Below are 14,794 nucleotides of genomic sequence, written 5' to 3' on the forward strand. Positions count from 1 at the left end.
CATTTAACCATTATACACTACCAGCACAAATGTTTGATTTTTTGATTTTTAAGAAAACAGCCAAAAGAGCTGTCGCAGGCAAACGATCAGCTCTTTTATAAATTATTGAAGCGTTTTAGACGTCGGTGTTGAATAAGATTTATAAACTTCCAAGAACTTAAGATATCTTTCTTTATTTACGATTCTAACACCATTCTGCAATTCAGATTTTTCAGTGGATTCCAGCTTCTTTAAATCAATTTGATAGAAAGATTGAATGATTTGATCCCTGGCAGGCTTGCCGTTAAAAATAGTAATCGTTCCATCAGATTTAATCCCAAAATACCCATTTCCCTTTAATAAGGGAGAAATATCATCAACATACGTTTGGAATACAAGCTGCTGATCGTTTTGGTCCACCAATAGCCACTTATCATATTTTCTCCAAAAATCATCCATGGAAATAATCGTTTCCTCGATTTTTTCTTCACTCATCTCTCCATCCAAATATACTCGCTGAAGAATGACTGTTCGCTGGATTGGAGCAATTCCAAGGACCGGACTATCCTGACCGGCATCGTTTCTAACCGCAACACCTACGTGATCATTCATACCTGGAATGACTATTAAACAAAACAAACAAGCCACCAGGAAAAAGTACCGTCCATTCATCTAACCCACCTCACTAAGATGTAAATCAACTCTCCACCAGTATCCCCAAAAAATTGAAATTAATACGAAAAGCTGAGGCGACTGTTCAGGAGCGACAAGCATAAGTAAGAGGCACGCAGGGGACGTCCCTTCCCCGAAGTGGCTATACTTATGACTCGAGGGCCTAGGAGCCGAAGCTGGATCTCACGAAAAGCTGAGACGACTGCACTAAGGACCAAGGACTAAGAACGCCACGTCCTGCAGCAAAATCTTTGTGACTATTGTTTTCTAGAGAGCGGTCCGCTCTTTGTTTATATGTTACCGAATGACATCTTCGTAAGTTACTTGACCTTCTTTTATTCTAATTACATAACCTCTTAACAAATCTATTTCATGAGAGCAAGCGCAATTAAATACATAGGTGTCACCTAATTTATCCGCTCCAAAATCTTCATGAATATGACCACCTAAATAAATGAAGGGGTTCAGGTTCTCTATCTCCATGCGTAACGACTGGCTTCCCACTCGCTCCCCTCCTGTTATTCTGTCCTGTTTCTCGAATAGCGGAGTATGAGCCACGATAACCAACGGTTCTTTACTTTTTAGTTGTAAGGTGTTTATTTGCTTACGAAATGCTATTTTCAGTTGATCCTCAGAAAGCTCTCGATTTGTGAAAAAAGGTGTTTCCTTGATATATTCAAAGCCCGTAAAGTGAATACCCATATGCTCAACGACTTTACCGTGTAAATTTATGCCGCTCTTTATTTCCGAGTCTACCCAGTCATCGTTTCCTAACACATAATATATTGGAATATCCAAATGTTTAAAAAGACTCGAGATTTCTTGGGCAGATTCCTCCTGGATTGCTTTAAACATCTCAAAAGTGACACTAAATGGTTTTGGATATAAGTCACCCGGGAGAATTAACACATCAACATCTTTTTCTCTTATGACTTCTATGATATGTTTATAGATGTTTCTGTTACCGTGTATATCAGCGACCGAAAGTATATTCATATTGATTCGTTCTCCTCTATCTATTCTAATCATTTGGTTTATTATACTGATTTCAGCTGATTACTGCGGTCTTTTCTGCTCATATTCATTAGTAAGTATCCTTAGCCTTCAGACAGATATCGCTTCTTTCCAAGCTCATGACAAAAAAGATGAACATCCACGACGCTCATCTTTCAATTATCTATTGGTTATTTCACTATTCCTTACATTTTTGCACGATTAATTTTTACAAAAGCCCTATCTTCGACTTCAATTCTCTAAAAAAATAGATTCTCTTTGGTAAATCTTCCACGGTAATATCCCAAAGGGAGTCGAGACGACGGTTGGAACTCCATAATTGATCACGGCAGATGCGATTCCATTCTCTATAAATATCTGTTGGAAAACTAAGCCCAATCAAAAAGAAAGGATTATCCCGATATTTTTTAAACTGAGGAAAAGTAAGAATCTCTTTCAATGAGCAATTATTAAAAATTAGCAATCTGTTGGCATACTGTAAATAATCTATCATAGGAAGTGCTTCAGCCATCAAATCAAAATCAATAAGGAGAAGCTCACCATCATCTTTTCTAAAAAAATTGTGATGTGCCAGGTCGCCGTGAATGATAACAGGATCTTCATCCACTTCCTCAAGCTCGTATGAACCCAGCTTATCCAATGCCCATTCTCCCATTCTTAAATACTCGGTCAGCATCGAGTCGGGAATAACTCTGTTGAGCATATTCCTATTAGATGTAAATTCTCCTAATCGTTCTCTCCATTTTGACACTTGTGAAAAAGTGTGTTTTTCCACTGTCAAATCATTGATGATCGTAGCAGAGGCCTCATGCATCTTATTTAACAATGTCAAACCTTCTAATCGCTCCGAATAATTTTCATACGTAAAGCTTCTTGGATGCTTCGTTAAATATTCTATAAAACCGATTGATTTACCTTTGCATTCAAACGGTTTAATTTCATCGGAAAACACATAAGCTCCATTGAACCCTGCTTTTCGCAGCTTTTTTAAAAATTCGAGTTGCATGAGTAATCTTTTTTGATTTACAAATTGTTTGGCGATAAATATACCCTTATTTGTACTAACCTTAATCAATCTTGGTTTGATAGCTTTCATCTCATAAACTACGATATTTTGTTGACTTAAATAAGCAAGGAGGCAGTCTTTTAGACTGCCTCCCTCCTGCTCCCTCATCATGATTGACCTTCTTGCTCACTGCTTTCTTCCTGTGTCCTTGGCATATCAAATGCTGCCGGCTCGATATGCGGTATCACATGCTGGCCATCGGGATTGTAGGAAGGAGATCCTGTTTCAAACTGCTAACCCCCATACCTTTGATGAAATTGGGAATCCTGAAAAAACGGTTGTTGAGCAGCATGCTGATACATAGGGTGACTCATGCCTTGCTGTTCATACTGACCCATTTGTTGACCCATTCCTTGTTGGTCATACTGGCCCATTGAATGACTCATACCTTGTTGGTCATACTGACCCATTGGCTGACTCATACCTTGTTGGTCATACTGACCCATTGGCTGACTCATACCTTGTTGGTCATACTGGCCCATTGAATGACTCATACCTTGCTGGTCATACTGACCCATCGATTGACTCATACCTTGCTGGTCATACTGACCCATCGATTGACTCATACCTTGCTGGTCATACTGACCCATTGGCTGACTCATACCTTGTTGGCCATACTTGCCCATTGAATGACTCATACCTTGTTGGCCATACTTGCCCATTGAATGACTCATACCTTGTTGGTCATATTGATTCATTGGCTGATAAAAAGACCCCTGTGCTCCTGTATCAGAACAGCCGCAGCCTTTCGGTATATACCCATCAAACGGAATATATTGCTGTTGTTGCTGTTGCTGTTGATAATGATGATCCATCATATGGCTTGACGATTCCATCCCATAATGGGAAGATTCATATCCATGATGCCCAAATCCTGGATGTTGATAGTAGCCTTGTGTTCCCTGTACAGGGAATTGGCCATACGGGGACATCGTTCCGCCTTGATGATACCCTTGCTGCTGCGGATAATAATCCCCATGGTGGCCTCCCATCTTATGGCTTGATTCGTGGTGCCCATAGTGAAAGCTTGAACTGTCTTCCATTCCGTCTCCATGACCCCAGTAAGGCTGGTGGAAAGACGGTTGGTGATAAGACGGTCCAGTCATATATGACTGATTAAAATAAGGCGTTGGATAGGCCATGCATGGATGCATCATAACTGGCGGGCAGCATGGATCATAATATGGAATCATAGGCGGACAATATTCCGGCATATACTGCGGCATTGGCTGCGGTTTCGGCATTGGCATGGGCTGTGGCTTCGGCATTGGTTTTTCCATTTTCTTCGGCTTTTCTTTTATGATTGGCTTTTCTTTTATGACTGGCTTCTCTTTAACTTTAGGTACCTCCTTAATAATAGGCATAGGAGGAGGTGTTTGCATTTCCATTTTGGCCATATTCATTAAATAATAGTTGTTGATATCAATTTCTGGTACAACAGGTTTTACAATGGCCTGTGGGGCGACATACGGCATTTTAGGCATTTCTTTAACAGGCTTTTCTTTTTTAATATCCATCGGTTGTATTGGCATCTCCTTCACTGCTGGTGGTGGTGACACAATCGGCATCTCTTTCGGTTTACTCGGAACTGTCTCGGTCTCTGCTTTTATACTTTCCTTCACATTTGAACTCCCACCTGAAATAGGAACTTCCTTTACGGTTCCAAAATTAATCTTTGTATTGCCTCCTTTTTTTACAGATGGAGACGTATTATCGGGTATTTTAATTTTCATGCCAGGCATCAGCATATCCGGATTGCTGAGCTGTGAATTCATTTTCTTTAATGTTTCAAAATTCACTCCATATTTCTTAGCAATCTTCCATAATGTGTCGCCCTTTTGGACGATGTGTATTTTCACGCATAATCCCTCCCTACGCATATGTCCATATATACTATGATTGATTGGGCAGATTGCTATTGATTTAAGAAAATTTATGCGGAATTATTCTGGTTTATGAAGGAAATCCCTCTATGTTACAATAAAGACAACCAGTATTTTAAAATAACACCTAAGCAAGGAGGGCATAAGTGATGACCCAGAAAAAATATACAACAGAAGAACGGCGTAAATATATCCTATCCATTTTAAAAGAACGTCATGAACCGATTACAGGAAGTGAGCTCTCTATTATTTGCTCAGTCAGCCGCCAAATCATAGTTGGAGATATTACCTTGCTTAAAGCACGGAATGAACCAATCATAGCCACGCCAAGTGGGTACATTTATATACATCAAATCGATCCAAAATTGGAACGGAAAACAAGGATTATTGCGAGTTTCCATGCACCTGAACAAGCAGAAGAGGAACTACTGCTTTTAGTGGACTGCGGTGTTACGGTGAAGGATGTAAAAGTGGAACATCCCATGTACGGTGACTTAACAGCATCCATTATGGTCAGCACCAGACAAGATGTCCGGCAGTTTATCGCCAATCTAAAAAATACAAATGCCTCTCTCTTGTCCCAGTTAACAAATGGTTTACATCTTCATACCATTGAAGCTGCAAGTGAAGCGGAGCTCGAGCAAGCAGTACAGGCATTAAGAAATGCAGGTTTTTTGAAAGAATAAAAAGATATGCTGCGCAATTTTAATTATGTAAAAGAATAAATAGGACCCCTGCTGAATATAGCAGGGGTCCTTCGTTTAATCTTGAGTGATGATTAATAACTATAATAACTGCCCATAACCGTGACTTGGCAACCCAAGGCTTCCATTTCGGCAATGGCACCAGGCAACAGAATATCATCCATCTTTTGTTCGATATCGATAATGAAGAAATAGTTGCCAAGTCCTGTTTTTAATGGTCTGGACTCGATTTTGGAAAGGTTAAGCTTCCTCCACGAAAAGGCTGATAACACTTGATGGAGAGCTCCGGCATGGTCAGCTGGAAGCAATACCATAATCGTTGTTTTTTCTCCTTTTTGTTGAATAGGAATCATTTTTTCCGATAACGGCTTATGGCCCAGAATAACAAATCGTGTATGGTTATGAGAATAGTCGTGTATATCCCATTTTACAATCGAAAGTCCATATTCTTCAGCAGCCATTTCATTTGCAATCGCTGCTGTCATCTCATCCGGATGCTCTTGAATATAGTGAGCGGCTGCAGCAGTGGAGGTAATACTTTCACATCGTACGCCTTTCATATCTCCATGCAGGAATTTATGACATTGGGCTATCGCATGACTGTGCGAAATAATCCGATCAATCCTGGTTAACTCATTGACATGAGAAGGATGAACCATTAAATGCTGGCGAATAGGGGCGGAAAACTCTGCAACTATCGGAATCGGGACTTCATGAATCAAATAATCCAGTGTGATATTGACTGATCCCTCCAAAGCATTTTCTAATGGAATAACCGCATAATCAACCAGCTTAGCTTCCACAGCATCCATACATTCAGGAATTGTCATAAATGCCTGCCTTTGTCCATAGGGAAATAATTTTGATGCTGCCAAATCACAAAATGTAGCTTTTGGCCCTAGATAGGCAATACGTATGTCCAAAGTGTTCTCCCCCTGCTCTAAACCTCTCTGTTTCTCTATCTATGTATTTATTTTTCAAGCTCCTGAGCCTAATATTTCAACCTTATCCACGAATTCAAGCCTTTTTAAACGGTTTATAAATTCGTTCATTTCCATATGCATCTCACCTGTATTTAACGATAAGGTTACATTTGCACGTCCCTGAATCGGAATGGTTTGATGGATGGTCAGCACGTTGCATCCCGAGGATGCAACGATACCGAGTAATTCAGAAAGCGTGCCTGACCTGTCTTCCAAATGGAAAAATAGCGTAATAATTTTTTCTTTTACCACTGAATGAAAAGGAAAAACTGTATCTCTGTACTTATAAAAAGCACTTCTGCTTAAATCGACGCTTCTAACAGCCTCCCAAACAGAAACAGCCTTTCCTCTTTCAATCATTTCTTTAGCCTGCAAAGTTTTTTGCATCGCCTCAGGCAATACATCTTCCCTGACTAAATAAAATTTCTTATCAGCTTTATTATGCAAGCAAGTTCACCCTCTTTGGAACCATCCTAAAACTTTGTGCTTAATCTACAAATTCAAATTCATATTCCATTAAACGAACAATATCTCCGTCAACTGCTCCGCGCTGTCTAAGAGCTTCATCCACACCCATTGCTCTAAGCTGGCGGGCAAAGCGTTTAATAGATTCATCACGGCTGAAGTCTGTCATCTTGAATAGTTTTTCAAGCTTATCGCCAGTAACAACAAAGGTACCGTCCGATTCTCGTGTAATAACGAATTCTGCTTTTTCTGCCTCATGTTTATAGAGAACACGATGAACACCGCTTGTCTCTTCTTCATGCTCAAGCGGGAATTCCGGAGTTTCCTCAATTTTATCGGCAACAGCAAACAGTAATTCACGCAAGCCTTCATGAGTAACCGATGAAATCGGGAAGACTGGTACATCATCTTCTAGCTGTTCTTTAAAAGCCTTTAAATTCTCTTCAGAATCAGGCATATCCATTTTACTTGCTGCGATAATTTGCGGCCTTTCCGTTAGGCGTAAATTATACTCTTCAAGTTCCTTATTAATTGTCACATAATCTTCATAAGGATCACGGCCTTCCTGACCGGACATATCAATGACATGGACGATTACACGCGTACGCTCAATATGGCGCAGGAATTGATGACCCAGCCCAACACCTTCATGAGCCCCTTCAATCAGTCCAGGTAAATCTGCCATGACGAAGCTGCGTCCATCTCCGGTTTCAACCACACCTAGATTAGGGACAATCGTAGTGAAATGGTACTCAGCAATCTTTGGCTTGGCAGCTGAAACAGACGATAGCAATGTGGATTTACCTACACTCGGAAATCCAACCAAGCCTACATCTGCCAGTAATTTCAATTCCATAATTATATCACGTTCAACCCCTGGTTCACCCTTCTCAGATAGTTCAGGAGCTGGGTTTGCAGGTGTAGCAAAACGAGTATTACCACGTCCGCCTCGTCCGCCCTTCGCAATAATGGCACGCTGGCCGTGTTCGGTTAAATCTGCAATAATTTCACCAGTATTGGCATCTGAAACAACTGTGCCCGGAGGAACTTTGACAATCATGTCAGCTGAATTCTTACCATGCTGATTTTTAGACATTCCATGTTCCCCTCTGGGTGCTTTAAAATGCCTTTTATATCGGAAATCCATTAGTGTGCGAAGTCCTTCTTCTACTTCAAATACAACATTTGCTCCATGGCCTCCGTCTCCACCGGCCGGACCGCCCTTAGGTACATACTTTTCTCTTCGGAAAGCGACCATTCCATTGCCGCCATCTCCACCTTTAACGTAAATCTTGACTTGATCCACAAACATGGGTGGTAACACCTACTTTCTGCTTTTGCAACTCTTTGATTGTTATCTTACCGTTATTTCAAAATAAAAAGAATTAATATCCTCTGTAATGCCCGATATTTTTAAAGGCTCTTTTACCTGAAACATTTTTATTAATTCTTCTTTATTGTTTACTGGTCCCTGAAAATCAAAACCAATCTTTAATGAATCCTCATCTGTTTTGCTGAGCAGGATGGTTAAATGCAGGATATCTAATGCTTCTATTTGCCTATTCACTTCATTGAAAAACTTCTTCATCCAATTGGTTATCAATTCATCCAATTCCGGATAGCCTTTTATATCATCCATAATTTCATATGTAATATGGAATTTGTAATGAAGCCACTTACCTGTCAATAAAAGTTCGGAAAGCATCGGCATATTCATATTTGAGATTTTCGCTTCCTGTTGTGCTTCAATAATAATTTCATCTACAAGACCAGATACTCTATCCATTTTACCTAATGCCATATTTCCTTTAATCAGCTGTATTTTGTTTAACCAATCATGACGTGCATGCCTCAGTAATTCTACAGTCGTCCATTTTGTTTCCATCTTAATACATTCTCCTGTCGGATTGGAATAATGAGGTCCTGGAAAAATCGCAAATCATCTATTACAGTATAACAAATTTAGCGGAGTTTCAGGAGAGGAATATATTCGCCAGCAGTAAATAACTTGGGGTACATACGGAAGTATAATGGTTTTAACCAAAAAAAACTCATATCTAAAAAAGAAAACTCCAACCAACAAGGTTAGAGCTTCTTTTGACTGTTACTTATTATGCTTCTTGTGCTACTGGGTAAACGCTGACTTGTTTCTTGTCACGACCCAAGCGCTCAAATTTAACAACTCCGTCAATTTTAGCGAAAAGAGTGTCGTCTCCACCACGGCCAACGTTCAAACCTGGATAGATTTTTGTACCACGTTGACGGTAAAGGATAGAACCACCACTTACGAATTGTCCATCAGCACGTTTAGCGCCAAGACGTTTAGAAATGGAGTCACGACCGTTCTTTGTAGAACCTACTCCCTTTTTGGAAGCGAAGAACTGAAGATCCAATCTTAACATGTATTCCACCTCCTGTTAGCTAAGAATAATTTTCATGTATCTACCATAGTCACGTTCAATCGTTTGTAAGGAAACAAGCATGCCTTCGAGTAACAATTGTACCTTGTCATCGCTATCCGTTTCCGGAAAATGGACTTCAAGAAAACCGCCATCTTTACCTGCCTGTTTAATGATGGGTTCAACAGTAGTTAAACTCATCACGGCATTTACAGAGCCAAAAGCTACTGCAGATACCCCTGCACAAACGATATCCTGACCTTTTTGTGCAAAATCGGCGTGTCCTGATATACTGAACGAAGAAATTCGCTCATCAGCTCGCACTACCTTTACTTTAATCATACGCGTCGCCTTAGAAGCTAATCTTTTCGATTGTTACTTTTGTGTAAGGCTGACGGTGACCTTGTTTTTTACGGTTGTTCTTTTTCGCTTTGTATTTGAAAACGATGATTTTCTTTTGTTTGCCGTGTTTTTCAACTTTACCTGTTACAGTAGCGCCTTCAACAACAGGGCTTCCAACTTTCACATCTTCTCCACCTACAAAAAGAACTTTATCGAAAGTAACGATGCCACCTTCTTCAACGTTCACTTTCTCAACGTAGATAGATTGACCTTCTTCTACTTTCACTTGCTTTCCACCAGTTTCAATAATTGCGTACATACCTGCACCTCCTTAATTGTCTAAGACTCGCCGACGGCAGGCGCCATAATGGACTTATTACCTGACGTGTGCGGTTGTAGCATGGGTGCTACAAACTTAACATAAAAATACTATCATAATCAGACAAACATTGTCAATCATGATTTACTAACATACGGATAATAGACTTGTTTTTTATTCCTTCCTCTGTACGCTTCAAACGCTCTTCAAGATCTTTCTTATTTCCGAGGGCTCGAATTTCAAAACGATTGGCCCCTGTCATTCTTCCCTCCGTCACAAATATATTTTTAGTGCCTGACAGGATATGTATTTTCACCGCATGAATATTGTCCTTGATATACGTGTAAAAGGATGAATCAACCACAACCCATACAGAATCATCCAAGCTGTATTTTAATGCCTCTAACTGACGTTCCAATTCATATATCGCGCTCTGACGGCTTTTTATTAATCCTGTTCCGCTGCATTCCAAGCAGTCTTCTTGAAGAATTTCATATAAATCCGGACCTTCTTTTTTTCGTGTTATTTGCATGAGTCCTAGTTCGGTAAACCCAATGACCACAGAACGCAGCGGATCATCTTTTAAGGCTGTTTCCATTGCTGCCTGTACTTGATGACGATGCTCAGGGGATTTCATATTAATAAAGTCAATTACAATAATCCCGGATAAATTGCGCAGAATCATCTGTCTTCCTACTTCTGTTGCGGCGAGTATATTTGTATCCAAAATTGTTTTATTTATGTCGTGCTTTCCAGTAAACTTACCCGTATTTACATCTATCACATGCATGGCTTCTGTTTTTCCAAAAAGTAAATACGATCCGTTCGAAAGCCAGACTACCTTTTTGACTGCTTTCTCCAATTCTTCAGTAACGCCGTGGGAATCATACAGACCCACTTTATCCTTTTGAAGCTTTGCTTCCCATGTTTCAGGTAGTACAGAACGGAGTAATTGCATTCCTTCTGCAGAATTAGTCCAAAGGTCCCCAGTTGTCCCTGTTGTCCAGCTTTCTATCAGATTCAGAATGCGATTTTGATCGCTTATAAGCGCTGGAGCTTTACTTTTTGACGCTTTTCTTTGTAATTGCTCATAACGTTCACGCAACTCGCTAAGCTTCGAGATAAAGGCTTCTTCATCCGCATCCAAGAATGATGTACGAACAATCACACCTTCATCTTTTTGCAGATGCTTGGCTGTTATATGTTTCCACTTCTGAACAGTCTTCCTATCTGCTTTTTTAGAAGTACGGACAAAATGTTCACCCCTTATATAAACAATTTCCGGCGAAGAAACTTCAATTAACGCACTTATTTTAGCGCCTTTCGTTCCTTCTGGATCCCGCAGAATGCGTACAAGCAGCTTTTCACCTTGCTTTACATATGTTTTTGCCTCAGGGTCTAAATGGTAGTTCGGCGTTTCTTCAAATGGCAAATAGGCATTTTTATCAAACCCAATATCCACAAAAGCTGCGTTCATACCCGGTACAATTTCACGAACAATTCCAATGTAAACATTGCCGGCAAATGGGCCCTGCCCTTCTCTTTCAATATGTATCCTCATCAGCTTATCATCTTGCAATAAACCGAGACGTCGTTCCGTTCCTTGAAAATCAAGCACTATTTTTTTCATTAAAAAAATCCTCTCGTTGGCTCATTAATCTTACTTTAACGAGTCAGGAGAGGAGCGTCAATAAGGATACAAAAGTTCTCCAATAGGCCGATATGCCAATTTTGATGTAAAACAGGCATGTAAAACCTCCGCTTCATCCAGCTTTCCTAATTCTTCATCCTTGTTTTTCACGATTATAATATGCTTATTGTCTCTACGGAAATCCTCAAGTATTTTATAAACCTTTATATCCTTTTCCGCTTCCAGCCGTGATATCGCTCTAATATCCTTATTATGTCCATAATGTCTTTCCATCAAAAAGCGTAAAAATACAAATTGACGGTGTTTCCACTCCTTCCATAAAGAAAAGATCAGAAAGCCAACAACCATCCACCAATTCATATTTAGCGGATTTACAACGACCAATCCGATTAAAGCAAGAAACAGACTGACACCGGAAATGATAATAATTAGACGGTGCGCATGCAGGAAGGGCATCCGCTTGCTTAATAAAACAAACAACGCTTTTCCTCCATCCAGGGGCCAGATAGGGGCTAAATTTATAAATAAAACAATAAAATTATATAGAATTAAACTTGTATAGATATAATCTGATATAAAGCCAATTGTGTAAAAAAGATAAGTCAGCAGCAAAATCCAAACATGCTGCAAAGGACCGGATGCCAACACAATTAATTCCTCATGCCATGGCCGGTTTCCATGCTCATCTGTCTCCAGCTCTCCGCCAAAAGGCAAAAGTGTAACTGATTTTATCCTCCAGCCAAATAACTGCGCAGCAATAGCATGACCCAGCTCATGACATAATACGATTGCAAACATTAAAAGCAATTCAGTAAACCTGGCTGTCAACACACCAAGAGCAAGTAACAACCAGGTTAATGGATGAATGCGTATTTTCGTAAGCACAGGCCATATTTTATTCAAACGAGATCACCTCATTAGGATCAATAAACTTTCCATTGGCTTTCAATGCAAAGTAAAACTCCCCCTTGTCCGGCTCATCCGACGGCGATACTATTCCTACCTTCGTTCCTTTCTTAATTTGTTCATACAAATTGACGTTTATCTCCTGCAGGTGAGCGTACCATGATTCACTCTTATCCGGATGCTGGACAATAACTGTTTTTCCGTGTGTCTCCTTCTCACCTGCGTAGATAACGACCCCCTCTTTAATCGTGTCAACCGATGTATTATTGGATGTTTTGATTAAGACCCCCTGTCCATCCTTCACAAAGCTTTTCATAATGGTGCCTGTTGCCGGCGTGGCAAAACGATTATCAGCAGCATTATTATTTTTAGATTCATTCACCGATTCCTCAGGCAAAAAAGCAAATGGCTTTCCGACTGTATCCTCAAACCAGCTAGATACTGACGCAAATTGAAATTCCTTCTGATAGACTTGGTCAAGGGTAGTTTTCGCTGTCTGGGTCCATGGAGCAGAAGTTCGATAAATAATGGCCATGCACAAAACCAAACAAACAGAAGCAAGGATACGAAATAAGATCCAATCTTTGTTTATAATAGGCGGCTTTTTATGCTCACTCACCCCTTCTTCATATACGAAAACATTTTCAGAACCCCATTCTTTCTCATCTTCCATTTCCGGCCATGTCGGTCTTTCATTCCTCTTACTGGCATTCATCATTCTTTCCCGATTTTTTCTTCTCTCGGCAATGCGCTTACGAACTTCTGAGCTACTTTGGCTGCCCATCCTTTCACCTCTCTTATACAGCTCTTTTCTAAAAGATATGTATAGTCGGTCCAAGCTATGCCATGCAGACATACAAAAAAGGACCTCTAATCAGTTTGATTAGAGGTCCTCACTTACTATTACTTAACACCAAATAATTTTTTTATCCGCTTAAACATTCCTGTTTTCTCATCTTCAAGTGGTTTTAGCGGAATGGATTCACCTAAAATACGTCTCGCAACGTCTCGATAGGCAACAGATGCTCGATTATTCGGGTCAAACACAATCGGCTCTCCCTGGTTTGAACCCTTAATTACGTCATCATCATCAACTACAATCCCAATCAAATCAATGGATAGATGAGTAGTAATTTCATCAATATCTAGCATATCGCCCATTTTTAGCATATGATTTCGAATACGGTTGATGACTAGTTTTGGAGATTCGACATTTGGTTCCTTCTCCAATAACCCGATAATCCGGTCCGCATCTCTGACTGCAGATGTTTCAGGTGTCGTTACAACAATTGCTTTATCAGCGCCAGCCACTGCATTTTTGTACCCTTGTTCGATACCGGCTGGACAATCAATAATGATATAATCAAAATCTTGTTTCAAAGTATCAATTAACTGCTTGACCTGTTTTGGATTTACGGAGGTTTTATCCGCTGTCTGTGCTGCAGGCATTAAATAAAGACGATCATCAAAACGCTTATCTTTCACAAGCGCCTGATGGATTTTGCATCTTCCTTCAATCACATCTACCAAATCGTAGATAATACGATTTTCAAGGCCCATTACTACATCCAGATTTCTCAAACCTATATCAGTATCGACCAAACAGACTCTTTTCCCCATTAACGCTAAGGCAGTTCCGACATTGGCAGTAGTAGTCGTTTTCCCTACTCCACCTTTACCGGATGTTATTACTATGGCCTCTCCCATGGCTATACGCCCTCCTCAAATAAGGATAAATTAGGTCTCACTTTACATAAAACTTGTAATCTATCAAAAATCATCTCACCAGATTGATCTAAATAAGCACATTCCATTTTGTGGTCATCCTGCTCATCATAATCAAAAGAGTTATATAAAACATCTCCAATAACGATTTGGGATGGCTTAAACACAGATGCAGACACGACACATTCTTTATTGCCGTGTATACCTGCCAGCGCCTTCCCCCGCAGTGTACCCATAATAAAGATATTACCGCCGGCTTTAACGGTCGCACCGGGATTTACATCTCCTATTAAGAGCATGTCACCCTTCACTTCCAAAACTTGACCCGAACGGACAATCCTCACGATTTTTGTCACAGCCACTTCTTCAGCCAATCTTTTGGCTTCTTCATGCAAAATAACATTAGATTCAACATTATTTACAACCATGTATCCCTTTTTTTCTACTAAATCGACCAAAGCTTTCGCTTGTTCGTCCGTTAAATAACGATTACCGGTATGTATGGTGACATGAATACTTGATGTTGTTTCAATCGTTGAATTATGAATAGACAATTTTTCATCCAAATCTCTTAAAGCTTCAGAAATAGATGAATGATCATCAATCACAATCGTTAAACCTTGTTTACTTCCTTTGATCATAACATGCTGAATATTCTTCTTTCCCATGACGTCGTGCTCACCTCA

General features: G+C 40.0%; 17 protein-coding genes and 1 other annotated feature. Of the genes, 1 reads left to right on the plus strand and 16 read right to left on the minus strand.

All coding sequences use genetic code 11. The features are described 5' to 3' along the window. Positions 1 to 102: 102 nt before the first annotated feature. The 4 genes from F7984_RS14295 to safA all read right to left on the minus strand — a co-directional run bounded on the left by F7984_RS14295 (position 103) and on the right by safA (position 4,590). Positions 103 to 651, minus strand: coding sequence for an intercompartmental signaling factor BofC (locus F7984_RS14295; protein ID WP_066105486.1), 549 nt, complete (start codon positions 649 to 651; stop codon positions 103 to 105). Positions 652 to 948: 297 nt separating this feature from the next. Beyond that, positions 949 to 1,647 carry a metallophosphoesterase family protein gene (locus tag F7984_RS14300; protein WP_181162037.1) on the minus strand — a complete coding sequence of 233 codons (699 nt, stop codon included), beginning with the start codon at positions 1,645 to 1,647 and terminating at the stop codon, positions 949 to 951. Positions 1,648 to 1,873: 226 nt separating this feature from the next. Then, positions 1,874 to 2,842 carry a phosphotransferase gene (locus tag F7984_RS14305; RefSeq protein WP_140461974.1) on the minus strand — a complete coding sequence of 323 codons (969 nt, stop codon included), beginning with the start codon at positions 2,840 to 2,842 and terminating at the stop codon, positions 1,874 to 1,876. 122 nt (positions 2,843 to 2,964) lie between these two features. Next, positions 2,965 to 4,590, minus strand: coding sequence for a SafA/ExsA family spore coat assembly protein (gene safA, locus F7984_RS14310; protein WP_181162036.1), 1,626 nt, complete (start codon positions 4,588 to 4,590; stop codon positions 2,965 to 2,967). Between the two features lie 170 nt (positions 4,591 to 4,760). Between safA and F7984_RS14315 the strand changes: the two genes are divergently transcribed. Next, positions 4,761 to 5,300: a transcription repressor NadR gene (locus F7984_RS14315; protein WP_139063840.1), complete on the plus strand. Its 540-nt coding sequence runs from the start codon at positions 4,761 to 4,763 to the stop codon at positions 5,298 to 5,300. A 92-nt stretch (positions 5,301 to 5,392) separates the two neighbouring features. Here the strand turns inward: F7984_RS14315 and pheA are convergent, their stop codons facing one another. The 12 genes from pheA to minC form a co-directional block, all read right to left on the minus strand. Next, positions 5,393 to 6,235 (minus strand): prephenate dehydratase, encoded by an 843-nt coding sequence (pheA, locus tag F7984_RS14320; protein WP_066105689.1) that lies wholly within the window; start codon positions 6,233 to 6,235, stop codon positions 5,393 to 5,395. Between the two features lie 60 nt (positions 6,236 to 6,295). After that, positions 6,296 to 6,748, minus strand: coding sequence for an ACT domain-containing protein (locus F7984_RS14325; RefSeq protein WP_066105503.1), 453 nt, complete (start codon positions 6,746 to 6,748; stop codon positions 6,296 to 6,298). Between the two features lie 40 nt (positions 6,749 to 6,788). Further along, positions 6,789 to 8,078 carry a GTPase ObgE gene (gene obgE / locus F7984_RS14330; protein ID WP_139892617.1) on the minus strand — a complete coding sequence of 430 codons (1,290 nt, stop codon included), beginning with the start codon at positions 8,076 to 8,078 and terminating at the stop codon, positions 6,789 to 6,791. A 42-nt stretch (positions 8,079 to 8,120) separates the two neighbouring features. Further along, the gene (locus F7984_RS14335; RefSeq protein ID WP_066105512.1) at positions 8,121 to 8,651 is read right to left on the minus strand and encodes a Spo0B domain-containing protein; all 531 of its coding nucleotides are present in this window, start codon (positions 8,649 to 8,651) and stop codon (positions 8,121 to 8,123) included. A 226-nt stretch (positions 8,652 to 8,877) separates the two neighbouring features. Beyond that, positions 8,878 to 9,168, minus strand: a complete 291-nt coding sequence (gene rpmA / locus F7984_RS14340) for a 50S ribosomal protein L27 (protein ID WP_066105513.1) — start codon at positions 9,166 to 9,168, stop codon at positions 8,878 to 8,880. A gap of 15 nt (positions 9,169 to 9,183) precedes the next feature. Beyond that, positions 9,184 to 9,507 (minus strand): ribosomal-processing cysteine protease Prp, encoded by a 324-nt coding sequence (locus tag F7984_RS14345; RefSeq protein ID WP_066105516.1) that lies wholly within the window; start codon positions 9,505 to 9,507, stop codon positions 9,184 to 9,186. Positions 9,508 to 9,517: 10 nt separating this feature from the next. Beyond that, the gene (rplU, locus tag F7984_RS14350) at positions 9,518 to 9,826 is read right to left on the minus strand and encodes a 50S ribosomal protein L21 (protein ID WP_066105519.1); all 309 of its coding nucleotides are present in this window, start codon (positions 9,824 to 9,826) and stop codon (positions 9,518 to 9,520) included. A 13-nt stretch (positions 9,827 to 9,839) separates the two neighbouring features. Next, positions 9,840 to 9,912: a sequence feature (ribosomal protein L21 leader region), on the minus strand. Positions 9,913 to 9,959: 47 nt separating this feature from the next. Further along, positions 9,960 to 11,456 (minus strand): ribonuclease E/G, encoded by a 1,497-nt coding sequence (locus F7984_RS14355; protein WP_140461972.1) that lies wholly within the window; start codon positions 11,454 to 11,456, stop codon positions 9,960 to 9,962. 57 nt (positions 11,457 to 11,513) lie between these two features. Next, on the minus strand, positions 11,514 to 12,380 hold the full coding sequence (locus F7984_RS14360) for a M50 family metallopeptidase (RefSeq protein ID WP_139892618.1): 867 nt from the start codon (positions 12,378 to 12,380) through the stop codon (positions 11,514 to 11,516). After that, positions 12,373 to 13,167, minus strand: a complete 795-nt coding sequence (locus F7984_RS14365; RefSeq protein ID WP_181162035.1) for a M23 family metallopeptidase — start codon at positions 13,165 to 13,167, stop codon at positions 12,373 to 12,375. Before F7984_RS14365 ends, F7984_RS14360 begins: the two co-directional genes overlap by 8 nt. A 119-nt stretch (positions 13,168 to 13,286) precedes the next feature. Beyond that, entirely contained in the window at positions 13,287 to 14,090 is an 804-nt protein-coding gene (minD, locus tag F7984_RS14370; protein WP_066105532.1) for a septum site-determining protein MinD, read from the minus strand. A 2-nt stretch (positions 14,091 to 14,092) separates the two neighbouring features. Further along, a complete protein-coding gene (gene minC, locus F7984_RS14375) occupies positions 14,093 to 14,776 on the minus strand; it encodes a septum site-determining protein MinC (protein ID WP_066105536.1) in 684 nt (227 codons plus the stop codon). Between the last annotated feature and the right edge of the window lie 18 nt (positions 14,777 to 14,794).

It is taken from the genome of Pradoshia sp. D12, from assembly GCF_008935075.1.
In the GTDB taxonomy this organism is placed as follows: domain Bacteria; phylum Bacillota; class Bacilli; order Bacillales; family Pradoshiaceae; genus Pradoshia.